Below are 25,486 nucleotides of genomic sequence, written 5' to 3'. Positions count from 1 at the left end.
ACAAAATAACTTTACATTTTTTAGTATAAATTTAAAATAATTTATATGGATTACTTTTCATATTCTTTTATTATAAGAACAAATTTTTTCTCTTCTGGATTTAAAATTTCATCTGTATTATATCTTCCGTTGTACCAACTTTTTTTAGAAAAATAATCAGCATATTCACGACTTTTTGTGAATATATATCCCTTTTTTGCAAATAGCGTATTTCTTATATATCCTAATTTTTGTTTTGAAAAAGTCTTTAGTATGTCTTTGTTATTTTTGTGCATAACCTCGTCGTAAACTCTGTCCAATGTCGCCAAATCATCGTCATTTTGATTAGACTGTGCTGGTGAAGTAATTGGATTAGGATTAGTTGAATTTGCTGCATCTGTTGTATTTGGAGCAGCAGTTCCTGTATTTTGCTGTACTGGTTGTTCTGGAGCTGGAGTAGAAGGATTTGTGTTTTCTCCAGTAGCTGACATTATTCTTCTAAATAAAGTCATTCCATTTTCAAGCACCATATTAATTTCACTTAATTTTCTAACTCCAGACAATATTTCGCTTTTTTGTTTTTTGGAATCAAGTTTATATTGTGTTTCAGAAACTTCTCCAGTTGAGTTGTCAAAGTTATAGTAAATTTTATAAATTCCGCCATTTTCTTCAACTACTCCACTTACATATTTTTGATAATCTTCTTCTTTTACTTCCAAATTTTTCAAAGTTTTTCCATTTTTTTGAATTTCTCCATCCAAAGTTACAAAATCCATTGAATACGAGTCTTTATCATATTTTGTAGCAACCTTTACAATTTTTCGGTTATCGATAGAAGCAGGATCATCAGAATAATCTACAACAGTTGTTACATTATTTTCAGTTTGAGTAAGCTGCATAAGTTTTCCTTGCTCATAAACTTGCACTTTCTTCGTTCCAGTCAATTTATAATTTATTTCAGTTTCCCCTTGCAATTTTCCATTACTTACAAAGAAATATCCGCTTTTTTGTGGAAGATCAAATGTAATTTTTCCTGTAAAAATTGCTCCTTTATAATAGATAAAATCGTTGTCGACCCTAAAATCAGTTGAATTTAATGCAACCGTAGCTCCTTGTGGATTTTGCGGCTTTGTATAAGTAGCAGATTGATATCTAGTATCTTTTGCATTATTATCCTTATTTTGGTTTGAACAAGATGCTATAAATGCCAAAATAAGAATTACTATTGATAGTTTTTTCATATTTAAATATTTCCTTTCTTTAGCAGTTTGTGGACTGCTCATATTTATAATTTTTATTTGACAATCCCAAATTTTCTTTTCAAAATTCTATCAAAATTATTTAATTTCATCAGTAAATGGCAATTTTTTGTAGTCTGCCGCTTCAAAACCAAAATAGTTTTTTACAGTTTTCTCAAAAAATCCGACATTTTCAAAGCCAAGCTCAGATGATTTTGAGTAACCTATTCCACGCATTTCTACAGTATAGTTTTTTTCAAAATTTAATTTTGTACCCGCATTAAAGTATGTTTTATGATTAGCCTTTAACTTTTTATTAAAAAATTTATATGGAGCTACATTATCGCTTCTTCCCCAAGTGTATCCAAGAGCTACATCATTGTATTCTTTTCCGTTAATATTACAAACTTTATAAAATCTAAAAAATTCTCCCGCTCCAGAACCATGATCTCCACCAATAGATGTAATTCCTGTGCAGTAACTTCCTTTTTTTGTCACAATTGTTTGTCCAAACGCAAAACTTCCTAGTAATAATCCGGCTAATAATAATTTTTTCATTATTTTCACTTCCTTTTTTTAGTTATGTTTTTGTAAATTATTTTCTTTTAATTTAATAAAATATATTTTCTGATTTAAAAAATTTACTATTTAAATATTTCATTTCTCTATGTTTTTGGACTACTCACGATTATATTTTATAATCAAAATTTTTTATTTCTATTATCCATTCTTTCTTTAATTTGTTGTGCTTCTGAATAAGAAATAATTCTTTCGTTTTCATTGTGAACTCCGTATTGTTGTCTTTTATAAGCAGCCATATCAATATCATCTTGAACTTCTTGAATTCTATTTGATGCCATCCCCGCTACAAAGCCTGTAATACTTAGGAATTTGAATACTACGTAAGCCGCTACAGCAAATAAAATTATTGGTATAGCAAACAATAATCCGAAAAATGCTAAAATCCCTATGCCAATTAGTTTTAAAAGTAAAAGTATGTATTGTTTTGTATCTGTAGCTTCTTCTCTGCCTATATTTTTTTCTGAAGTTAGATATCGTTTATTTAATACAGCAAAAATAATTGCACTAGCTACTGCATGTAAAGAGTATCCAATCATAAAAATAGTTGATTCATCTATATGAGCATAATTTAAAAAGTTTAAAATGGCAAAAATACCTTGTAAAATAAGTATTACCAGAAGGCTTATAATTGTACCTCCAATAAATCCTGCTAACCAGTAAATTACAGCGTATGTAATCCAGACTTTTCCTTTTGTTATTCCTTCATTAGCTTTTCGTCTTGCTGCTTTAAATATAATAAACATATGTAGCAATATTGCTGCTAAAAATATAGATTTCATTATTAATGAAGAGTCATTAATAACTGCTATAAAATGGCTCATATTTCTTCTTTCCTTTCTTTTTTATTTTTTTTAGTAATTCCATTCATAATCCCCTTGTAAAATATGTGCTACATTTACATTTGGACCCACTAATGAAACATCAGAATTTTTTAGATTTTCTTTAGAAATAAGTTTTGAAATTTCATTATATGTTTTAACTGTTTCTTGTTCCAATTTATTTGGATCTAAGTTTTCTAATTCTTTTTGCATTTGTGCATATTCATCTATATGTTTTCTTTGTTCTTCAAATGTTTTATATGTAAGATTAAGTTTGTAAGTTTTTAAAATATCAAGTGGATACGTTGCTTTATCAGTTAATATCAAATTTTCTTTTCCTGATGCTCTTCTAGATTCTTCAAAACCTTCAAATTTTTCTTTTACATTTCCTTTATTAATTTCACAACCGATAGTAGCGTGTATTTGAAGAAATCTTTCATAATTTTCATCAAAAGAATCAGTATTTCCATGAGGACCACCTGCATGGCTGTAATATTCTTTTAACATTTCATTTAATCCTTCTGGCGTAAGACATTTTGATTCATCCACTTTTACTTTTTTCCCGCATGATACAGTAAACATAGCTAAAATGATAAATAAAGTTATAATTTTTTTCATTATTTTCACTTCCCTTTATAATATTTTATAATTTTTAATATACAGTATTTAATTTTAGAATTTTAAATTTTTTTAAATCGCAATCTCCTGCTATTTTTTCAAAAAAAATTGTAGTATTATTTTCATATATATTGAATTCCATTATAGGATAAACATATAAATCATAATTTGTCTGGTTACTGCAAAACCAAAAAGTTCCTTTTTCTGGATCAGTAAAAAAAACACCTACTTCACCTTTTTTATTCCAGTTAAAACTATTTTCTTTTGGTATTGGCAATTTTTCCATTCTTCTTTTTAATTCTCTCATTATTATTGAATTTTCAAGAGATAGACCTTTAAAAATATAGAAAATAACGACAGACCAAATTATAAGTCCTAGTATTAAATCATTCATTTCTTTTCCGTAAAAAATTTTTAAAAATAATGCTCTTATAACAAAAATTGCAATAAAAACATATTTTACCAAATAGCAGAGTTTTATGTAATTGTATTCTTTAGATTTCATATTAATCTCCTTCATTATTAGTTTAATAATTTTTTTTATAAAATATCAAAAGTTAAAACTTTTATAAAATACACGATAATAAAAAATATTTTATAAATTTCTTGAGCATTTTCTATTTAACGACAAGTTATTTTTTCAAGTAAAGCCTCGTTATTTTTAATAGTTTGCGATGTTTTCATATAAGTAAAAATTGAAATTATAGCAAAAATTGGACCAAATACAAAGGCGATTAGCCACTTTATTAATAAAAGTTTTCCTAAACCTTCATATGTAATGGGTACATACGGATTAGGCGAATTTTTCATTGCAAAAAGTCCTATTGGGAAAGTTCCCAAACCTATCCCAAGTATCATTGCTTCACCAGGATTGTCTTTTATTAGTCCAAAGAAAAAAATTGCTGCTAATACACCTCCTACTATATATCGTATTTTAAGTTTTGTAAGATATTTTTTCTGATATTCAATAACAGTGCTAAAACAATCTGGACAATATATTTCTCCATCAATGTTAACTGAACAATCCGAACAAATTGCTTTACTGCAGTGTTTACACACGGCATGGGCATCTTTGTCATGATGATAAAAACATTTCATAGTATTTCCTCCTAGTAATATGTATTTTTTAATATTATCATGTATTTTATAAAAAATTTCAACTTTTAAGATTTTTATTTTTAATTTTGAAATTTTTTAGATAAATAATATTCCAAATTGGCATCTAAATATTCTTTAGCCGCATTAACTTTTTGCATATCGGCAGTTGTATCTTTTCCAGGATTTTTGTCTGGATGAAGTTCCTTTGCCTTTGTTCTATGTGCTTTTTTTATATTTTGAAGAGAAAGTTGTGAATTTGCTTTTAATCCAAGAATCTTAAGATTTTCTTCAAATTTTTCAATTATATCTTCTACGGAATGGTAAGCTCCATATCCTTGATTTTGCTGTTTTTGTCTTGCACGTTCATATTTTTCATATTCATTTTGACACCATTCATTAAACCAATTTTCATACTCCTGATATATTTTTTTATCTTCTTTCTCTTCATCAAAAAATTTTCCAAACATTTCTGGCAGTTTAAAATTTAATGTTTCTGAACAAAATGCAATTGCTAATAAAATAATCACAAAAATTGAAAATTGCCAAAAGAAGCTCCAGTTATGAATAAAAAAACTTACAAGAGCTGTTAATGCAAGTGGAATAAAAAGAAGGTATCCTAAAATACCACTGACATATGTTAAAAAAGTTAAAATTGCATTTGTGGAAAATTGAATGATTCTGATTTTCTGTCTATCCATATTTTTTTATTTCCTTTCTTAATAATTGATTAATTTTTTGATTTTTTTAAAAATTTATAAAATTGTTTATTTTTTGTAAATTTTAATTTTCTTTTCTTGGTTTAAAAATTTTTTTATTATTGTTTGTAACAAAAGGTTTCTTTTTAAAAATAATTAATTATTATTGTGAAGTAGCCAATCTAAATACATTCTTGTATTTTTTTCAGTTTTAGAATTAAGTCTTTTTGCATTTTTTGATTTTAATAAAGCGTTTAATTCATTTTCTGAAAGTATTTGAAAGTCATTTCTTTCATATTTTTTACCTTTTCTAATTTCTGTTCCTGCGCTAATCACATAGTCAATTGTAATTTCATAAGAATCTGTAACTGGTGTATTTTGATTTTTTCGGCTGTTTACATAATATTTTTTCTCGATTCTATAATTTAATATTGGATATTTTTCTCTGTCATAAGATTTTACATTGTCGAACGGAGTATATGAAACTCTATATTTGTTTCCAACAGGTACTACATTGATAAAATAGTTGAATTTTTTCCAATACGACTCATCTGTTCCTGGTACTTCACCATAAAACCAGTCTTTTTGATTTGAAATATAAATTTTAGTATCTGATGAGAAAAAGCTCTCTGCTTCTTTAGTTGTAATTTCTGAAAAAGCAAATGTTTCAAAAATAAGTACTAACATTAAAATAAATTTTTTCATATTTTTTAGCCTTCTTTCTTTTTTATAATTTTTTTATATCCAATAATTTCTAAGTAAGAAAACTGAGATTTCTCCGAGTTTTCATCATTTTAAAATAACTAAAAATCTGTTCCTAAATTTTTTATTCTAACCTTTTCTTAATTAATATCAAATTTTTGGATATACTTCTGTTATTATATACCATTTTTTTTTTGGTTATAAGCAGCTTATTTTATTTATATAATATTAATTTATTATTAAAAAACGATTTTCGATGTCGTTTTTTATCAATCAAAATTTTTACTTTCAAATTTTTTAAGTTATTCTTGATTACAAGATGTTATTTTGTTTAATATAGTTTTTTATTTTTTACATAAGGGAAAGGACCGCCATTTCCCCTTATAATCCCCACGCTCGTCTAAGCATTTTTTTGAAGTAAATCCGAAACTCACTTCATTCAGACAGTCGTCTTTACTCCAAAAAAATCACGACATCTTTTGTATAGCACTCCTGCATAAAAAAGAAAAAAATGTTATTTTAATAATTTTATGGGTTGAATAAGAAATCTAAAATAGAAGTTTTTATTTACTCCTAAATATTTTACTCTATTTATTTACATAAAAAAATTGCTTTTTTTCCATAACTGTGGTAATCTTTGGGTATAAAAATTAAGTGAAAGGAAGTAAAGAAATGAATTTTAATGACTACAAATACGAACATATAGAAGTAGAAAAAATAAAAGATGAATTTTCTGAAAATATTAAAAATTTTGAAAATTCTAAAAACGTGGAAGAACAATGTGAATATTTTGACAAAATTATAAAACTTAGAAATTATGTGGATACGATGCAGACACTTGTGTCAATTAGACATAGCATTGATACAACTGACAAATTTTACGATAAGGAAAACGAGTATATGGACGAAATTAGTCCAATTTTATTTGGTTTTACAAATGATTTTTATAAAGCGCTTGTAAATTCTAAATTTAAAAAAGAGCTAATCCAAAAATACGGAAAATTTTTGTTTGACCTGGCTGAAAATACGCTAAAAACATTTTCTAGCGAAGTTATCCCAGATTTTCAGGAAGAAAATAGACTTACAAGTAAATATGAAAAACTTATCGCAAGTGCAAAAATTGAGTTTGACGGAAAAGAGCTAAATTTATCACAAATGGTGCCTTACACTCAGTCAAAAGACAGAAATGTGAGAATTGAAGCGGCTAAAAAAGTTGTTAATTTTTTCTCTGAAAATAAAGAAGAATTTGACAATATTTACGACTCGCTTGTAAAAGTTAGAGATAAGATGGCAAAAAAATTGGGTTACAAAAATTATGTGGAATTCGGCTACAAAAGATTATCTCGGCTTGAATATGACGCAAAAATGGTCGCTGGATACAGAAAACAAGTGTTAGAAAACATTGTGCCAATTCATACAGAACTTAGAAAAAGACAGGAAAAAAGATTGGGTGTAAAAAAATTGAGATTTTACGACGAAGCGATAAAATTCAATTCTGGAAATGCCGATCCGCATGGTTCACCTGAATGGATTTTAAATAACGGAAAAACAATGTATAAAGAATTGTCCAAAGAAACTGACGAATTTTTTACATTTATTAAATAGTGCAAGAACACTCGCGACTTTTAGTCGTGAGATGAATTGCACAAAAATTTTAGTAAGCATATAGGGAAACTTGTATGTAGACACAGAAGAAAAACTGTGCAACAAAGAAACTGAACTGCTGGGAACTCTTAAAGCTAGTATAACCACAACATAATACCTTCGTTAAAATATGGTATAAGTGTGATGGTAGTGAAAACAGAAAAAACATACTAGATGGTATAAGGTTAAAACCTAAGTATTATGATAATAGACAATCAGCAGCTAAGCCTGAAAAGGAAAGTTCAACGACTATCCCTCGTGAGGGGAGTACAATACAAGCGGTTGGTATTGGAAGTGGTTTCGCCTAAGTCCTTGAAATAGGATATGGATAAGATATAGTCTGTGCTTGTTAGAGATAACAAGAGGTTCAAGGCTAATCTCCTTAATTTATTAAGGAGTATATATGCCATGAGAACTGCATAAGTAGTAGCGCACTTATGTGAACGACACTTCCCACTGTTGTGGGGTTTTAAAAACTTTAAAAATATTTAAAAATAAATAAAAAATATTACTTTTTTGACAGATAAAATGTAGAATACATGGTATAATATCTCTGATGAAAAGGAGGTGATATCTATGTATTTAACTTTAAAACAGCAAGTAAAACATCTTAGTAAAAAAGAGTTTAGGAATTTAAAATATTTATCTCATATAGCCAAGAACTTAACTAATGAAGCTATATATAATATTAGACAGTATTATTTTAATAAGAAAAAGTATTTAAGTTATAACGAAAACTATAAAATGCTTAAAAATAGCGAGAACTATAAAAAATTAAATTCTAATATGGCTCAACAAATTCTAAAGGAAGTAGACGGAAGTTTCAAATCATTTTTTGGACTTTTGAAACTTGCTAAGAATGGTCAATATAATTTTAAAGATATAAAATTACCTAAATATCTTGATAAAGATGGTTTTACAACTCTTGTTATAGGTTTTGTTAGATTAAAAGATGATATGCTGATAGTTCCTTATTCAAATTCATTTAGAAAGACACATAAGGAAATCGCAATAAAACTACCACCAGTATTAAAAGACAAGAAGATAAAAGAAATTAGAATAATACCTAAACAACATTCTAGGTACTTTGAAATTCAATATACTTATGAGGTAGAAGAAGTTCAAAGGGAATTAAATAAAGAAAATGCACTAGGAATTGATTTAGGTATAGACAATCTTTGCACTTGTGTAACTAATAATGGAGCATCATTCATAATAGATGGTAGAAAATTAAAATCTATTAATCAATACTATAATAAGATAAATGCAAAATTGCAAAGCATTAAAGATAAGCAAAAGATTAAGCGGACAACATTAAGACAAAAAAGAATAGCTAGAAAGAGAAATAATCGTATAGAAGATTATCTTTCAAAAGCAGCAAGAATAATTGTAAATTATTGTCTTAATAATGATATAGGAAAAATAATTTTAGGATATAATGAAGATTTTCAAAGAAAATCAAATATAGGAAGTATAAATAATCAAAACTTTGTAAATATACCATATGGAAAATTAAGAGATAAATTAATATATCTATGTAAACTATATGGAATAGAATTTAAGCTGCAAGAAGAGAGTTATACATCAAAAGCAAGTTTCTTTGATGGAGATGAGATTCCAATATATGATAAAGAAAATCAAAAAGAATATATATTCAGTGGAAAAAGGATAAAAAGAGGACTATATCAAACAAGTAAAGGCTATCAATTAAATGCAGATTGTAATGGAGCATTAAATATATTAAGAAAAAGTAAAGTTGTGGACTTAAGCGTCCTATACAATAGAGGTGAGCTGGACACGCCTAAAAGAATAAGGGTAGTATAAAGCTATCAAACTTCTTAGAAAATTTTTGAATAATTTTAAAGATTTTAGAACCCCATGACTTTAGTCGTGGGAGGTTCAGGACCGAAAATAATTTACTTGACTTGCTTTCAAAAAAAGGAAAGATGAGCGGTGGATACTGCACCTACATTCCAGATTACAAATCGCCATTTATTTTTGCGAACTTTAATGCGACCTCGCACGATGTCGATGTTTTGACACACGAAGCCGGACACGCTTTTCAAGTTTATCAAAGCCGTGGTTATGAAGTTCCAGAATATTTGTGGCCGACTTACGAAGCCTGTGAAATTCACTCGATGAGCATGGAATTTTTAACTTGGCCGTGGATGAATTTATTTTTTGAAGAAGATACCGAAAAATACAAATTTATTCATTTATCAGAAGCGCTTTTATTCATTCCATACGGAGTAACTGTGGACGAATTTCAGCACTGGGTTTACGAAAATCCAGAAGTTTCGCCGCAGGAAAGAAGAGAAAAATGGCTTAAAATTGAAAAAAAATATCTTCCTACAAGAGATTATGGAGAAGTCGAAGAATTAAAAGACGGAATTTTCTGGTTTAGACAAGGACACATCTTTTCATCGCCATTTTACTACATAGATTACACTTTAGCGCAAGTTTGTGCATTCCAGTTTTGGATAAAAGCCAATGAAAATAGAGAAAAGGCTTGGAGTGAATATTTAAATTTATGTAAATTAGGTGGAAGTAAACCATTTTTTGAGTTGATGAAGTCGGCAAACTTAAAAAATCCTTTTGAAAAAGGCGTATTAGCTGAAGTTGTGCCAAAGATAAAAGAATATTTGGACAGTATTGATGATATGAAATTATAAATAAAATATATTAAATTATAAAAAAAATATATAATTAAATAATTATTTTTTACTTGCATTTACAAATGTTTAGTGGTATACTAATTGTAGATACAAATATGAGAGTTGAAAAATATAATAAATTATGGAGGAAAACGTATGATATACGAAAATATTATTGATTTAATCGGAAATACACCAGTTGTAAAATTAAATTTTTTAAAAGGTGATGATGTTGCTGATATTTATGTAAAATTGGAAAAATATAATATCGGAGGAAGTGTAAAAGATAGAGCAGCTCTTGGAATGATTGAAGCTGCGGAAAAATCTGGAGAATTAAAACCAGGTGGAACAATTGTAGAACCAACATCAGGAAATACAGGAATTGCATTAGCAATGATAGGAAAAGCAAAAGGATACAAAGTTATAATTATTATGCCAGATTCAATGAGTATTGAAAGAAGAAGTATTTTATCTGCTTACGGAGCTGAATTAATCTTAACTGAAGGTGCTAAAGGAATGAAGGGTGCAATTGCAAAAGCTGAAGAACTTGCAAAAGAAAATGGATATTTCTTGCCACAACAATTTAAAAACCCTGCAAACCCTGCAAAACATTATGAAACAACAGCAAAAGAAATTTTAGATGATTTTCCTGTACTGGATGCTTATATTTCAGGAGTTGGAACAGCTGGAACTCTTGTTGGGGTTGGAAAAAGATTGAGAGAAGAAAGACCAGAAACAAAAATATATGCTGTAGAACCTGCTTCATCAGCTGTGTTATCAGGAGAACAACCTGGAAAACATCTGCAGCAAGGACTTGGAGCTGGATTTGTTCCTGCCAACTATGACAGTAGCGTAGTCGATGAAATTATAAAAACAACAAATGAAGAAGCTGTGGAATTTTCAACAAGAGCTGCCAAGGAAAACGGATTATTCGTTGGGATTTCTTCGGGAAGTGCAATAGCTGCAGCGTACAAAGTTGCTAAAAAATTAGGAAAAGGTAAAAAAGTACTAGCCATACTTCCAGACGGTGGGGAAAAATATTTATCAGTGGATGCATTTAGAAATAGTTTACAATAAAAAAAAGAAAAGAGGGAGCATATTTTTGCTTCCTTGATTTTAAAAAATATATAAAATATGAGAATAGTTCAAGTAGTAATAAAATTATTTACTTGAAATTTTTTTATAAATTTTATAAAATTAAATATATAGAAAGCTAAAAAAACTAAAAGAAGGAGGAGTTTGCCATTTTTAAGCAATTAAAAGAAGAATTTGACAATATCGCTCAAAAAGATCCAGCAGCCAGACATAAATTGGAAATTTTATTATATCCGTCGCTACATGCAGTAATAAATCACAAAATAGCGCATTTTTTTCAAAAGAAAAAACTTTTTTTCTTGGCTAGACTTTTTTCTCAAATTTCAAGATTTTTTACTGGAATAGAAATTCACCCAGGAGCAACTTTAGGAAAACGAATTTTCTTTGACCACGGAATGGGAATCGTAGTTGGAGAAACTGCTGAAATTGGTAATGATTGTGTAATTTATCACGGTGTGACTTTAGGTGGAGTGACGACTGAAAAAGGAAAAAGACATCCTACATTAAAAAATAATGTGACAGTCGGTGCGGGAGCAAAAATTTTGGGAAATATAACAGTTGGAAACAATGTAAAAATAGGTGCAAATTCTGTCGTTTTAAAAGATATTCCCGACAACGCCGTAGCTGTTGGAATTCCTGCCAGAATTATTCAAAAAGCTGAAGAGGACTTTTTTATGTGGCATATTTAGTTTGTAAAAGTAAGTTTTAAAAATAGGGAATATTGAGATTGAAGTTCGATATTCTCTCTATTTTTTTATTTTAAAATTACCCATAAAAAATTTTTTGGATAAAAATAAAAAAAGTGTTGACAAAATTATTTTTTTTTGGTATACTTGTGAAGTCGTAAAAAAAATTATAATTTGTTGGGCTGTCGCCAAGCGGTAAGGCACTAGACTTTGACTCTAGCATGCAATGGTTCGAATCCATTCAGCCCAGCCATTTTTAAAAATTTAAAATAGTTATTTATACAAACTGTCTAAAAAGGCAGTTTTTTTTAATATTTCATAAAAAGAATTAAAATATTGAAAAATAAAAATAAATTTGATATAATTGTTAGACAAAAAGAATAAAAATTAAAATAGCGCTAGTCCTTTTTTAAAAGGAGACGAGGAAAAAGAGTTATCGAAATTTCAGCGGATGCTCTTTAGGTTATCACAACCTAAATAATATACAAAAATTATAAGAAATTATAAAACAAAAATATTATAGTGATTATTCTTTTTGAATTTTATATTTGTAAAGGAGAATGCTATGTGTGGAATAGTAGGTTACATTGGTTCACAAAATGCTCAGGATTTTGTAATTGATGGATTGGAGAAATTGGAATATAGAGGATATGATTCAGCTGGAATTGCTGTAAATACTGGAAAGTCAGAATTTAACATTGTAAAAAAAGTTGGAAGACTAAAAAATTTGGAAAATGCTCTAAAGGAAAATCCTTTGGAAGGAAATATTGGAATAGGACATACAAGATGGGCAACTCACGGGAAACCATCTGATGAAAATTCACATCCTCATTTTAACAAGGATAAGACATTAGTCGTTGTCCACAATGGAATTATTGAAAATTATCTGGAACTAAAAAAGGATTTAGTCGCAAAAGGGTATGAGTTTAAGTCAGAAACTGATACGGAAGTTGTGGCACATTTGCTAGATAGCCTTTATGAAGGTGATTTATTAGAAGCTGTAAAAAAATTGCTAAAAATTATTAAAGGTGCGTATGCGCTAGGAATGATGTCAATTTCAGAACCTGACAGAATTATTGCTGCAAGAAAAGAAAGTCCATTGATTGTGGGACTTGGAAAAGGAGAAAACTTTATCGCTTCTGACATTCCAGCAATTTTAAAATATACAAGAGATGTATATTTGATTGAAAATAATGAAATTGTAGAAATAAAAAAAGATTCTGTCAAAATAATGGATGTAGATGGAAATGAGATAAAAAGAGATGTAACACACGTTGAGTGGGATTTGGAAGCGGCTTCAAAAGGTGGCTATGAATATTTTATGGAAAAAGAAATTCATGAGCAGCCAGAAGTGCTTGTAAAAACTTTAAACAGCAGAGTTGATGAAAATTATAACATTAATTTTGATGATGCGGGGCTTACAAAGGAATATTTGAGCGGAATCAATGATATTTATATCGTGGCTTGCGGAACTGCTTATCACGCTGGGCTTGCCGGAAAGCATATTATTGAGAAAAAAACAAGAATCCGTGTGGATGTTGAAATTGCGTCAGAATTTAGATATAGAAATCCTGTGATTGATGAGAAGACGCTTGTTATTGTATTAAGCCAGTCTGGAGAAACTTTGGATACACTTGAGGCTATGAAAGAAGCAAAAAAACATGGGGCGAGAATTGTTGCAATTACAAATGTAGTTGGTTCTTCGATAGCAAGGGAAGCGGATCACGTAGTTTATACTTGGGCAGGACCTGAAATCGCTGTTGCTTCTACAAAGGCATACACTACTCAAATGGTAATTTTAAACTTGATGGCAATTGATTTTGCATACAAATTTGGAAAAATTACAAAAGATGAAGCAGTTGAAGATATTAAGAAATTATATGATGTGGAGCAAAGCATTCAGAAAATGCTGGAATATGACGAAAAAATAAAAAATGCCGCAGATAAGATTAAAGATAGCGAAAGCATGTTCTATCTTGGACGTGGGCTTGACTATGTAATCGCTGTGGAAGGTGCATTAAAATCCAAGGAAGTTTCGTATATTCATTCGGAGGCATTTGCTTCAGGGGAATTGAAACATGGTACAATTGCACTTATTACAGACGGAGTACCAGTTGTTGTAAACGTTACACAGTCTGGGTTGTTTGAAAAATCAGTATCAAATATTAAGGAAGTTACGTCAAGAGGAGCCTACGTTATCGCAATTGCAAAAGAAGGAAACACAGTTGTGGAAGAAGTGGCGGATGAAGTGTTCTATATTCCAGATGTAGAAGATGATTATGCAGGATTTCCAACAATCGTTATCCATCAGCTATTAGCATACTATTTATCAAAATTAAAAGGAAATGATGTGGACAAACCAAGAAACTTGGCAAAATCAGTAACTGTAGAATAAGATAATTATCTAATAATTATAAATAATAATGAAAATGGAGGAAAAAATTATGAAATTTGATGATTTGAAAAAAGGAGCGGAAGACGCTTTAAAGAAAACTGAAGATGGAGCAAAAAATTTAGCTGATAAGGCTGCTGAAAAAGCAAAGGAAGTTGCAGGAAGCGAAGTTGCTCAGAATATTAAAAAAGGAACAGAAGAAGTTTTTGAAAAAACTGTGGAAGGCGCAAAAGATTTAGCAGAAAAAGCTTCAAATAATAAAATTGTTCAAGATGTGAAAAAAGGCACTGAGGAAGCAGTAGACAAGACAGTAGAAGGAGCTAAGGGCTTAGCAAATAAAGTTACTGGTGTATTTAAAAAATAGTAATTTTATAAGATTTACATAGAAGAACAAGAGTAATAAAAAAATAAGGGTTATCTTTTTATAAGATAGCCCTTTTATAAACTTAATTTATATAATTATTTTGAAATTTTATACATTTGTCTGTAATTTTCTAATTTTTCTTCAAGTTCAGCAACTCCCCATTTTCCATTGTCTTTTTCCAAATAAATTGTAGCTTTTGAAGATGAATATTCTTGTGTTTGTTCCAAAGTTTTTTTCACAGTTTCAAACATTTTTGTTGTTATTTTATCAAAAATTTCATCTTCTGACAGATTCTTCAATTCTTTTTTGCTTATAAAATCTTCGTTTGTCATTAATTCAAATATTTTTTTGTAGCTTCCTGCCACATCTGGCATTTTTATATTTAATGTAACTTCCACGACATCATTTTTAACATATCTTATTTTTTCAACTTCAATTTTATTGTTGTTTAACATATAATCAATCATATCACTAGAAAATTTTTCTATCTTTTTTTGATAATTTTTAAGTATCTGATTATTATTTTTAGACGCTTGAAATTGTTGATTCATCATTCGGGAAAGCATTGATTTTGTTCCAATTGATGCTCCTTGTAAAATTAAATTATAGTCTCTTTTAGCTGCAATTTCGATTTCTTTATTATTCTTATCCAGTTCTTGCTGTGATAAAGTGACACCTTTTTTTTGAATAACTTTATAATTGTCTGAAAATAGCTGGATTGACAAAGTTAGTAAGAGAAAAGTTAGTAGCTTTTTCATAAATAATCACTCCTTTAAATTTTATTTTCTAATGTCATTTTAACATATTTTTTTAGAAAATGTAAAATTTTTATTTAACATAATATTTCTTCCCATAACTTTGCATAAGTTCCAAAATAGGCAGCAAATCTTTTCCTTTTTCAGTGAGAACGTATTCTGTCTTTTTTGGATAAACATCATATTCCCTTTTTTCGATGAGTTTTTCTTCGATTAAATAGTTTAGATGCTCGATAATCATTTTTTCGTTACTGCCTTTTATTTGATTTTTGAAATCTTTTGTTCTGACTTTTCCGTGTCTTAAAAGCCATAATATGATGACTGTCCATTTTTTTGATAATATTTTTTGAGTTAATTCCAGCGGACAAGTGTAAATTTTTTCTTCCATATAAATTTTCCTTTCGATGAAATTATTTGAAATTTTAAAAAATACCAAATAATCTTGATTTTACTATAATTCTTTTAATTTTTCTATATTTTTTTAGAAATTTTTATAAAATACCACACTCGAATTAGCAGTCCTCCTGTCCAGCCTATCGGTGCGGCAATCCAAATTCCGTTATAGCCTAACGATGTTTTGGAAAGTAAAATGGCTAGAGGCACTTGAAACATACAAAATGAAGTGATAGAGGCTATTAGTGGAACTAAGGATTTTCCGTAGCCTAGTAGTAATCCATTTAGTATTTGCATTGTGCAGAAAATTACGTAAAATGCTGAAATTATACGTAAATATTGATTTCCTATAAAAATCACTTCGGGATTTCGGTTAAATATTGAAATAAAGAATGCTGGAAAAATAAAAATAATAATTGAGATTATGATGGAAAATGTGATTCCTAAAATTAGGCTATCTTTTCCACCTTTAATTATTCTATCCATTTTTTTGGCTCCATAGTTTTGGGCTGTAAAAGTCATCAACGCCTGTCCTAAATTTATGGATGGCAATTCTGCAAAGGAGTCAATTCGGGAAGCAGAAATAAAAGCTGCAATACAGTCTGTTCCAAATCCATTTACAAGAATTTGAATAACAATAAATCCTAGGCTGATTAAAACTTGCTGTAACATTGCTGGCATTCCAATAATCAGTATTTCCTTTAAAATATTAAAATTTAAATTGAAATAATGTTTTTGAAAAATTAAATTTGGATATTTAAATTTTATGTAAAATAAGCAAAGAAAAAAGGAAATAAACTGTGAAATAACTGTTGCAATTGCTGCTCCTGCAACTCCAGAGTTTAGTACTGCTACAAAAAATATATCTAGGATAATATTTAAAATCACTGCGGTAATTAAGATGTAAGTCGGCGTTTTTGAATCACCTACGCCTTTTAGCGTATTTGTGAGGGAGTTATAACCAAAAGTTGGGACAACTCCAATAAAAATTATTTTTAAATAGATATTTGCCTCCAGTAACAATTTTTGTGGAACATTAATTAAAATTAAAATATTGTTTGACAGTAAAAAACCTAGTGTTGTAACAATAAGAGATAAAATTATGGAAAAGATAAATCCTGTATTTGCCGTGATTTTCAAATTGTCCATATCTTTTGCACCAAAATATTGGGAAATTAGAATGCTTGTCCCTAATGAAATACCTATAGAAACAGCTATTATAAGTACATTAATTTGATAACTTGAGCCTACAGCCGCAAGGCTTTCCTTTCCTAAAAAATTTCCCACAATGATTGTGTCTGAAATATTATAAATCTGCTGAAATAAATTTCCTATTAAAATTGGTAAAGAAAAATAAATTATAGTTTTTAATTCGTTTCCTTTTGTTAAGTCTTTCATCTTTATTTTTTCTCCTTTTTTTCTTTATCTGCCTCTTAATTGATATTTTAACATTTATTTCATTTGATATGAATAACATACTTTTTTGTAAGTAAAAATTTTAGTAGTATTTTTATTTGAAAAAAATATATTTTTTTGATATACTTAAAATGTAAAAAAATATTTTATAGATTTGAGGAGAAAAAAAGATGAAATTAGAATTTAGTTATAAATTTGCAAAAAATTTTTTTGATGAAAAAGAAATTACTCAACTAAAACCATTTGTAGAATTGGCAAATGAAGTTTTAGTAAACAAGGAAGGAGCGGGGAACGATTTTTTAGGTTGGACAACTTTACCTTGCGACTATGACAAAGAAGAATTTACTAGAATAAAAAAGGCTGCCGAAAAAATTAAAAATAATTCAGAAGTGTTGGTCGTAATTGGAATTGGTGGTTCTTATTTGGGAGCAAAAGCTGCAATTGAATTTTTATCACACAGTTTTTATAATAATTTACCAAAAGAAAAAAGAAATACCCCAGAAATTTATTTCGCTGGAACAAATATGAGCGGAGTTTATTTGAAACACCTAATTGAAGCAATTGGAGACAGAGATTTTTCAGTAAATATTATTTCAAAATCTGGAACAACAACTGAACCAGCAATCGCTTTTAGAGTGTTCAAAAAATTGTTGGAAGAAAAATACGGAAAAGAAGGTGCAAAAGAAAGAATTTTTGCCACTACTGATAAAGCAAAAGGAGCATTAAAAACATTAGCTACAAGTGAAGGATACGAAACTTTTGTTGTACCGGATAATGTTGGAGGAAGATTTTCTGTTTTAACAGCAGTTGGACTATTGCCAATCGCTGCGGCTGGAATAGACATTGATGAGTTGATGCGAGGAGCGGCTGATGCTGTAAAAGATTTTTCTAGCAAAAAATTGGAAGAAAACCAAGCTCTGCAATATGCAGCTGTTAGAAATATTTTACTTAGAAAAGGTAAAAGTGTGGAATTGATGGTCAATTATGAACCAAGATTACATTATTTCGCTGAATGGTGGAAACAATTATTTGGAGAATCTGAAGGAAAAGATGGAAAAGGACTTTATCCATCATCAGCTGATTTTTCAACTGATTTGCACTCTTTAGGACAATATATTCAAGAAGGTCAGAGAGTATTCATTGAAACTGTTGTTTCAATTGACAAACCATCGGTTGAATTTGAAATTGAAAAAGATGCAGAAAATTTGGATGGATTAAATTTTGTGGCAGGGAAAACTTTGGATTATGTAAATAAAAAAGCGAGAGACGGAGTTATTTTGGCTCACGTTGATGGTGGAGTACCTAATCTAGCGGTAAATATTCCTGAATCAACTCCTTATCATTTAGGATACGCTTTTTATTTCTTTGAAAAAGCATGTGGAGTAAGTGGATATATATTGGGTGTAAATCCATTTGATCAACCAGGAGTAGAAGCTTACAAGAAAAATATGTTTGCATTGCTTGGAAAGCCAGGATATGAAGAAGCGGGAAAAGAATTGGAAGCAAAGTTAAAAGAAATGGAATAAATAAAAGATTTTTTTAAAAAATAAATGTAGTAAAAAAGGGTTATTTTTTAGTAAAAGAAAATTAAAAAATAACTTTTTTTTAATTATTTTAAAAATAACTTGATTTTTTATAAAAAAGATGTAAAATATATTTGGATAGATGTAATATTAATTTTAAAATTGGTTTAATTATTAAATTGTTTATCGAAAAATTTAATTGAAAGTAATTTAAAGATAAATAATAAAATATATTTATGAGAAATGAATAAAAGGAGTTAGCGGTGACAAAAGAGAATTTATGGAAAAACTATTCCGAAGAAAAAAAATTAAAAGTATTTGAGTTTGCCGAAGGGTATAAAAAATATTTGGATTTGGCAAAAACGGAAAGAGAATTTGTTGTAGTAACGGAAAAAGAACTTAAAGAAAATGGTTTTATTGATATAAATGCAAAAGAAACTTTAAAAGAAGGAGATAAAGTTTATTTTAACAATAGAGATAAAAATATTATTGCAATAATTATTGGAAAAGAAGATATAAAAAATGGAATTAATATGGTCGTTTCGCATTTGGACTCACCTAGACTGGATTTGAAACCGAATCCGATTAAGGAAGTAGAAGAATTTGCACTATTAAATACACATTATTATGGAGGAATAAAGAAATATCAATGGGCTTCAACTCCGCTTGCATTACACGGAGTAATTTATCTAAAAGATGGTAAAAAAGTAACTTTATCAATTGGAGAAAAAGAAAAGGAACCTGTATTTTGTGTACCTGATATTTTGCCACATTTAGCTCATAAAGTACAAGGAGAAAGAGAAACGGCAGAAGTAATAAAGGGTGAGGAATTAAAACTGCTTTTCGGGAATACGCCTGTAAAGAACAAAGATATTGATGAAAAAGTGAAACAATGGGTTTTAAACAAATTAAAGGAAAAATATGGAATAGAAGAAGATGACTTTTTTACAGCAGAGTTAGAAATTGTTCCAGCTGGTAAATTAAGAGATGTAGGTCTAGATGAAACTATGATAGGTGGTTATGGACAAGATGACAGAATTTGTGCATATACTTCGCTAAAAGCGTTATATGAAGTTAAAAATCCTAAAAAAACAGTTATGGTTTATTTGACTGATAAGGAAGAGATTGGAAGTGAGGGCTCAACGGGATTAAAATCGACATTACCAGAATATATTGTAGGAAAAATTTTGTCAATGACAGAGAAAAATTATAATGACCAAATTTTAAGAGAAACATTGTGGAACTCAAAAGCATTGTCATCAGATGTGACGGCGGCTATAAATCCAGTTTTTTCTTCAGTTCACGATTTAGATAATGTGGCGAGATTATCTTATGGAATAGCTTTTGCAAAATATACCGGTAGCGGAGGAAAGTTCGGATCGAGTGATGCTGACGCGGAATTTATTCAAGAAGTTAGGAAAGTTTTCGAGAAAAATGCCATAGAATATCAGATTGGAGGGTTTAGCAAAGTAGACGAAGGCGGTGGAGGAACTGTTGCAAAATTCTTGGCTTATTATGGAATAAGAACAATAGATGCAGGACCTGCACTTATATCTATGCATTCGCTATTTGAGATTTCTTCGAAAGCTGATTTGTATGAGACATATAAAGCATATAAAGTGTTTTTTGAAATATAAAGGAGAATATAAATGAGCTATAGAATAGATATATACAAAGATAATAAGTTTTATAAAAAAGCCGATTTCAGAGAAAAGGGAGATAAACTTCTAATTTATAAATGGGAAAATGTTGATAAGGGAAGTTATTTTTTTGAAATAAAAGATGAAAACGACGAAACCTATGGGGTTACTTATAGTCACACAGCTCCATTTGCTGAAACTTTTGAGGCTGTTGTCAAAAAAAGTGTCCCTTCTAAACCAATAACAGGTTTTCAAAAAGGTGTCGACATTTTAATTATATTTGTACCAGAAGAAAAGAAATTTATTTTAAAAAAGATGAAGTTTTATAAGATGAATTTAAATATAGCTGAATTTGGATTGAGTGAAGCTAAGAATATAAAAATTGCAACAAATTACGACGGTTGGAGATTGGAAGACGAGCCAATAAGACAGCTTGACAAGACAAATTATGAAGTAATTTTAGCAATTCCTGAGGGAAGTTACGAATATAAATATGAAATTGATGGAAAATGGTATCCTGAAGGTGTGAATAGAAAATTAATAATTGGAGAAAATGGAGATTTATTTGCCAAAGGAGACTTGGGAACTGGAAAATTTGTGTATGAAGCAATTGACAAAAATGTTAATTTAAAAGCGATTGCGCATAACTACAAAAGTTTACAGTATTTTAATAAAATTTCTGATAGGGAATATGAATTTAAGCTTAGAACGCAGATGAATGATGTTGAAAGAGTTTATATAAGCATAGTCTTACATGAAGAAGACAACTATGAAATGATTTATGAGCTTGAGAGATTTCGTGACAGGACAAATGGATTTGATTATTTTGAGAGAATTATAGATTTTGGTAAAAAAGTTGATAAAATTCGTTATTACTTCATTTTGGAAGATGGTGGCGTAAAAGCTTATTTTAACGGGAAAATTCTGGATTATAAAGTGCCGCCTAAAATTGTAATTGATACAAAATCAGATGACATTCAAATTTTTAGTATTCCTGACTGGGCTAAAGAAGTTATTTGGTATAATATTTTTCCTGATAGATTTTATAATAAAAACCATTATAATGATCCTGTTTTTAATGAATTTGGACCAGAAGTATTCATAAAAAATGAACTTCACGAACAAAACTTTATAGAAAAATATAGATGGGGAAAAGTTAATAATTTATATGGAAAATTTGACAGAAACCGTTGGACAGCTGATTTTAAGGATAAAGTTGGCTGGGAGAGAGTCGGGGAGCAAAATATAGATTATAGCTTAAAATATGCTAGAATGTATGGTGGTGATTTGCAGGGAATAAAAGAAAAGATACCGTATTTGTTGGAATTAGGAGTAACCGCAATATGGTTGAATCCAGTATTTTTTTCATATCAAAACCACAAATATGGAGCAAATGATTTTAGACATATTTCACCAGATTTTGGAACTATTAAGACGAGTGGAAAAGAATACGGTGTGAGAATTAACAAAGAAAATAAATTTGGGAATAAATCTTATGTTGATGTACTTAGATCAAATGTAAAAAATAATAGTGAACTGAAGTTATTACAAGTAAATTTAAAAGGAGAAAACAGAGGTAAAAACGGCTATGGTGAAACTGAAGATCCGGCGACTTGGGTTTGGACAGAATCAGATTTGATAATGGTTGATTTAATAAAAGAGTTGCATAAAAATGGAATAAGAGTTATATTTGACGGAGTTTTTAACCATAGTAGCGATAGACACTGGTCATTTAATATTGTAATGGCACAAGGGGAAAGTTCAAAATATAAAGATTGGTATAAATTTACTGATTTTAGTGGTCATGTTCCAGTAACTGATGATATGACTGATGAACAAGCTTATGAAACGCTTATAATGAATAAGAAAAAAGTAGGTTATAACGCTTGGGCAGGATTTTATTCACTTCCAGAATTTAATACATTTAATCAGGAATACAAGGACTACATTTTTAATATCACGAGAAAATGGATGTATGGTCCAGATGGAGTTGAAAGTGAAGATTGGAGACAGGACGACGGAATTGATGGATGGCGATTAGATGTGCCAAATTGTTTGGAAAATCAAGGATTTTGGAATGAATGGAGAAAAGTTGTAAAAGAAAGCAAAAAAGATTCATATATAACAGCAGAATTATGGGGAAATGCTTCAGCTGATATAAATAACGGAAATAAGTTTGACACAGTCATGAATTATGAGTGGCTAAAAACTGTAATTGGTTTTTTTGTAAACCAAAGTAGCCAAGGTGGAGATCGATATAAGTTAAAGGCACAGGGTTTTTTTAACGAACTTCGGGAAAAGAGCTCTTGGTATCCGTATCAGGCACTTCAAGCCAGTCAAAATTTAAATGGTTCTCACGATACGGATAGACTTTATTCAAGAATAGTGAACGATGGAATTGGAAGAAATCTGGAAGAAGGAAAGCAGTTGGAAAAAGGTTATAACAGCATAAAACCGTGTCTTGCAGGAAATTATCATCCAAATACAACAATTGACTGGAGAAATAGCGAAATTAAGCCGAAAGACATTTTAAAATTAATTTCAATTTTCCAAATGACTTATATTGGAGCACCGATGTTATTTTACGGCGATGAAGTTGGAATGTGGGGAGCAACTGATCCATATTGCAGAAAACCTATGTTATGGGAAGAATTTATTTATGATGATGAAAAAAATCCATCATATATCAATCAAAATGAAGTTTATCCGCAAGAAGTTGATAGAGATTTGTTTCAATGGTACAAAAAATTAATAAGAATAAGAAAAGAAAATAAAGTTTTAGTCTATGGAAAATTTAAAGAAATAATGGCAGACAATGAAAAAGATGTCATTGTTTATGAAAGAATCAATGACAGGCATTCAATAATTGTCATAATTAATAATTCCTTTTATGAACAAGAAATTGAATTTTCAACTGATTACTTAGACGAAAGATTTATAAATTTGATAAATGGAAATACATTTCGTTCTACTAGTAACGGAAAGATAAAATTAAAATTAAAGCCAAAAGAAGGGAAAATTTTAAGAAAAGGGCATAAATGAGAAGATTGGAAGAAAAAAAAGTAAATTTCCGATTTGCGACAGCTGAAGATGCCAGTAAAATTTTAGAAATTTACAAATATTATATAGAAAATACGACTATAACTTTTGAATACGACGTACCAACATTTGTGGAATTTAAAGAGAGAATAAAAAATACTCTGCTTGAATATCCATACATTGTCTGTGAATATAAAAATGAAATACTAGGTTATGCCTATGCTCACAAAGTTTGGATGAGAGCTGCATATCAGTGGGATGCGGAGCTTTCTGTTTACATAGATAAAGATTACACAGGAAATGGATTAGGAAAAAAATTATATAAAATATTAATCGAAATTTTAAAATTGCAAAATGTCGTAAATGTGTATGGCTGCGTAACTTATCCAAATGAAAAAAGTGATAAATTACATGAAAGTTTAGGCTTTAAAAAAGTTGGAATTTTTGAAAATTCAGGCTATAAATTTGGAAAGTGGATAGGCGTAACCTGGTTTCATAAAGCAATTTTAGAGTATGAAAAAAAACCACGAAAATTAAAAAAAATATCACAAATTGACAAAGAAAAAATAAAAATGATTTTTTTTAACAAATAAAAAACGTTTTTAAGAGAGAATAAATTTGTGCAATAAATAACTTGAAAATTAGATTAAAGAGTGATATAATTTTAGTGGAAAATAAAATAATAAGTATAATAAATTTAGGAGGCACTGATGGCTAAGAAAACTTTAAAAGATTTAGACGTAAAAGGGAAAAAAGTATTAGTAAGAGTTGATTTTAACGTACCTATAAAAGACGGAGTTGTTGGAAATGATAATAGAATTACTGCGGCATTGCCAACATTAAATTATATTTTAGACAACGGTGGAGCAGTAATAGCTTTTTCTCACCTAGGAAAAGTTAAGACTGAAGAAGATAAAGTTTCAAAAACTTTGGCACCTGTTGCTAAAGTATTGGCGGAAAAATTAGGAAAACCAGTTAAATTTGTGCCTGTAACAAGAGGGCCTGAATTGGAAAAAGCGGTTGCAGAATTGAAACCTGGAGAAATTTTAATGTTTGAAAACACTAGATTTGAAGATTTGGATGGTAAAAAAGAATCTAAAAATGATCCTGAATTAGGAAAATACTGGGCATCGCTTGGAGATTTATTCGTAAATGATGCATTCGGAACTGCTCACAGAGCTCACGCTTCAAATGTAGGAATTGCATCAAACATCAAAGAATCAGCAGTTGGATTCTTAATTGAAAAAGAAATTAAATTCATTGGAGGAGCTGTTGATAATCCTGAAAGACCATTAGTAGCTATTTTAGGTGGAGCAAAAGTTTCTGATAAAATCGGAGTTATTGATAACTTGTTAGAAAAAGCTGATAAAGTAATTATCGGTGGTGGAATGATGTTCACTTTCTTAAAAGCTTTGGGAAAAAACACAGGTTCTTCATTATTGGAAGCTGACAAGGTAGATTTAGCTAAATCATTAATCGAAAAAGCTAAAGCAAAAGGTGTTGAATTATTGCTACCAGTGGATGCTGTTGTAGCTCAAAAATTTAGCAACGATGTACCATTCAAAACAGTTTCAGTTGACGAAATTGAAGATGGATGGATGGGATTAGATATAGGTGAAAAATCAGTAGAATTGTTCAAAAAAGCATTAGAAGGTGCTAAAACAGTAGTATGGAATGGACCGATGGGAGTATTTGAAATGTCTAACTTTGCCAAAGGAACAATTGGTGTATGTAAAGCAATTGCTGAATTAAAAGGTGCTAAAACAATTATTGGTGGAGGAGATTCTGCGGCAGCAGCAATTCAGTTGGGATTTGCTGACAAATTCTCTCATATTTCAACAGGTGGTGGAGCTTCATTGGAATACTTAGAAGGAAAAGTATTACCAGGTGTGGCAGCTATTTCTGAAAAATAAGATGAAAGATAAAAAATAAAGTTTGTTATTATATATAATTTTTTCATTTTAACAATATCTAGCAAGAAGTCTCCCTCTTCTACAAGAGGGAGATGAATTGCAGAACATAACTTGAAATAATAATTATTATATGGTATAATCTCGTACATCAGGGCAGGGACTGCCCGAAGAGCTTGGTAAATATATTTGGCTAACAGAAGCAGATACTTCCCAAGAAGCTCCCACTTCTAAAAGCGGGAGTA

Annotated in this window: 23 protein-coding genes and 1 tRNA gene; 13 read left to right on the top strand and 11 right to left on the bottom strand. The window is 29.4% G+C overall.

The features are described from left to right. Window positions 1-50 precede the first annotated feature (50 nt). From AB8B22_RS09565 to AB8B22_RS09530, 8 genes are all read right to left on the bottom strand, one after another. Window positions 51-1,220 (bottom strand): YARHG domain-containing protein, encoded by a 1,170-nt coding sequence (locus AB8B22_RS09565; protein ID WP_369710946.1) that lies wholly within the window; start codon window positions 1,218-1,220, stop codon window positions 51-53. A 96-nt stretch (window positions 1,221-1,316) separates the two neighbouring features. Beyond that, window positions 1,317-1,775 carry a hypothetical protein gene (locus tag AB8B22_RS09560; RefSeq protein ID WP_369710944.1) on the bottom strand — a complete coding sequence of 153 codons (459 nt, stop codon included), beginning with the start codon at window positions 1,773-1,775 and terminating at the stop codon, window positions 1,317-1,319. Between the two features lie 143 nt (window positions 1,776-1,918). Next, the gene (locus AB8B22_RS09555) at window positions 1,919-2,551 is read right to left on the bottom strand and encodes a hypothetical protein (protein WP_369710943.1); all 633 of its coding nucleotides are present in this window, start codon (window positions 2,549-2,551) and stop codon (window positions 1,919-1,921) included. 99 nt (window positions 2,552-2,650) lie between these two features. Continuing rightward, on the bottom strand, window positions 2,651-3,235 hold the full coding sequence (locus AB8B22_RS09550; protein ID WP_369710941.1) for a hypothetical protein: 585 nt from the start codon (window positions 3,233-3,235) through the stop codon (window positions 2,651-2,653). A 34-nt stretch (window positions 3,236-3,269) separates the two neighbouring features. Beyond that, a complete protein-coding gene (locus AB8B22_RS09545; RefSeq protein WP_369710939.1) occupies window positions 3,270-3,740 on the bottom strand; it encodes a hypothetical protein in 471 nt (156 codons plus the stop codon). A 116-nt stretch (window positions 3,741-3,856) separates the two neighbouring features. After that, entirely contained in the window at window positions 3,857-4,333 is a 477-nt protein-coding gene (locus AB8B22_RS09540; protein ID WP_369710937.1) for a B-box zinc finger protein, read from the bottom strand. 80 nt (window positions 4,334-4,413) lie between these two features. Continuing rightward, window positions 4,414-5,031 (bottom strand): J domain-containing protein, encoded by a 618-nt coding sequence (locus AB8B22_RS09535; protein WP_369710935.1) that lies wholly within the window; start codon window positions 5,029-5,031, stop codon window positions 4,414-4,416. 153 nt (window positions 5,032-5,184) lie between these two features. Then, window positions 5,185-5,733: a hypothetical protein gene (locus tag AB8B22_RS09530; protein WP_369710934.1), complete on the bottom strand. Its 549-nt coding sequence runs from the start codon at window positions 5,731-5,733 to the stop codon at window positions 5,185-5,187. 669 nt (window positions 5,734-6,402) lie between these two features. Between AB8B22_RS09530 and AB8B22_RS09525 the strand changes: the two genes are divergently transcribed. From AB8B22_RS09525 to AB8B22_RS09490, 8 genes are all read left to right on the top strand, one after another. Continuing rightward, a complete protein-coding gene (locus AB8B22_RS09525; RefSeq protein WP_369710932.1) occupies window positions 6,403-7,335 on the top strand; it encodes a hypothetical protein in 933 nt (310 codons plus the stop codon). Between the two features lie 615 nt (window positions 7,336-7,950). Beyond that, window positions 7,951-9,198, top strand: a complete 1,248-nt coding sequence (locus AB8B22_RS09520; protein WP_369710931.1) for an RNA-guided endonuclease InsQ/TnpB family protein — start codon at window positions 7,951-7,953, stop codon at window positions 9,196-9,198. Between the two features lie 29 nt (window positions 9,199-9,227). Beyond that, window positions 9,228-10,046, top strand: a complete 819-nt coding sequence (locus AB8B22_RS09515; protein ID WP_369711954.1) for a M3 family metallopeptidase — start codon at window positions 9,228-9,230, stop codon at window positions 10,044-10,046. A gap of 138 nt (window positions 10,047-10,184) precedes the next feature. Further along, complete coding sequence (gene cysK / locus AB8B22_RS09510) at window positions 10,185-11,105, top strand: cysteine synthase A (protein ID WP_369710929.1); 921 nt, start codon at window positions 10,185-10,187, stop codon at window positions 11,103-11,105. Window positions 11,106-11,272: 167 nt separating this feature from the next. After that, window positions 11,273-11,812 carry a serine O-acetyltransferase EpsC gene (epsC, locus tag AB8B22_RS09505; RefSeq protein WP_094079681.1) on the top strand — a complete coding sequence of 180 codons (540 nt, stop codon included), beginning with the start codon at window positions 11,273-11,275 and terminating at the stop codon, window positions 11,810-11,812. Between the two features lie 175 nt (window positions 11,813-11,987). After that, window positions 11,988-12,062, top strand: a tRNA-Gln gene (locus AB8B22_RS09500). 312 nt (window positions 12,063-12,374) lie between these two features. Next, entirely contained in the window at window positions 12,375-14,204 is a 1,830-nt protein-coding gene (gene glmS, locus AB8B22_RS09495; RefSeq protein WP_369710927.1) for a glutamine--fructose-6-phosphate transaminase (isomerizing), read from the top strand. A 49-nt stretch (window positions 14,205-14,253) separates the two neighbouring features. After that, a complete protein-coding gene (locus AB8B22_RS09490) occupies window positions 14,254-14,565 on the top strand; it encodes a hypothetical protein (protein ID WP_068155935.1) in 312 nt (103 codons plus the stop codon). Between the two features lie 95 nt (window positions 14,566-14,660). Here the strand turns inward: AB8B22_RS09490 and AB8B22_RS09485 are convergent, their stop codons facing one another. The 3 genes from AB8B22_RS09485 to AB8B22_RS09475 form a co-directional block, all read right to left on the bottom strand. Beyond that, window positions 14,661-15,323, bottom strand: coding sequence for a hypothetical protein (locus tag AB8B22_RS09485; RefSeq protein WP_369710926.1), 663 nt, complete (start codon window positions 15,321-15,323; stop codon window positions 14,661-14,663). 70 nt (window positions 15,324-15,393) lie between these two features. After that, window positions 15,394-15,708, bottom strand: a complete 315-nt coding sequence (locus AB8B22_RS09480; protein WP_094079684.1) for a winged helix-turn-helix transcriptional regulator — start codon at window positions 15,706-15,708, stop codon at window positions 15,394-15,396. 83 nt (window positions 15,709-15,791) lie between these two features. After that, window positions 15,792-17,111, bottom strand: coding sequence for an MATE family efflux transporter (locus AB8B22_RS09475; RefSeq protein ID WP_369710925.1), 1,320 nt, complete (start codon window positions 17,109-17,111; stop codon window positions 15,792-15,794). A 188-nt stretch (window positions 17,112-17,299) separates the two neighbouring features. On the opposite strand from AB8B22_RS09475, the gene AB8B22_RS09470 reads away from it, so the two are divergent. The 5 genes from AB8B22_RS09470 (at window position 17,300) to AB8B22_RS09450 (ending at window position 25,244) form a co-directional block, all read left to right on the top strand. Then, window positions 17,300-18,655: a glucose-6-phosphate isomerase gene (locus AB8B22_RS09470; RefSeq protein WP_369710924.1), complete on the top strand. Its 1,356-nt coding sequence runs from the start codon at window positions 17,300-17,302 to the stop codon at window positions 18,653-18,655. A gap of 260 nt (window positions 18,656-18,915) precedes the next feature. Further along, complete coding sequence (locus tag AB8B22_RS09465) at window positions 18,916-20,289, top strand: aminopeptidase (protein WP_369710923.1); 1,374 nt, start codon at window positions 18,916-18,918, stop codon at window positions 20,287-20,289. A 12-nt stretch (window positions 20,290-20,301) separates the two neighbouring features. Next, window positions 20,302-23,334, top strand: coding sequence for an alpha amylase N-terminal ig-like domain-containing protein (locus tag AB8B22_RS09460; protein ID WP_369710922.1), 3,033 nt, complete (start codon window positions 20,302-20,304; stop codon window positions 23,332-23,334). After that, window positions 23,331-23,924, top strand: coding sequence for a GNAT family N-acetyltransferase (locus AB8B22_RS09455; protein ID WP_369710921.1), 594 nt, complete (start codon window positions 23,331-23,333; stop codon window positions 23,922-23,924). The genes AB8B22_RS09460 and AB8B22_RS09455 overlap by 4 nt, the downstream gene beginning before the upstream one ends. Before the next feature lie 117 nt (window positions 23,925-24,041). Further along, a complete protein-coding gene (locus tag AB8B22_RS09450; RefSeq protein WP_369710920.1) occupies window positions 24,042-25,244 on the top strand; it encodes a phosphoglycerate kinase in 1,203 nt (400 codons plus the stop codon). Window positions 25,245-25,486 lie beyond the last annotated feature (242 nt).

Origin of the sequence: Leptotrichia rugosa (genome assembly GCF_041200005.1) — a bacterium.
Lineage (GTDB): Bacteria > Fusobacteriota > Fusobacteriia > Fusobacteriales > Leptotrichiaceae > Leptotrichia > Leptotrichia rugosa.
Note: the sequence above shows the minus strand (reverse complement) of the source record. Positions and strands in the feature narration are given on the sequence as shown.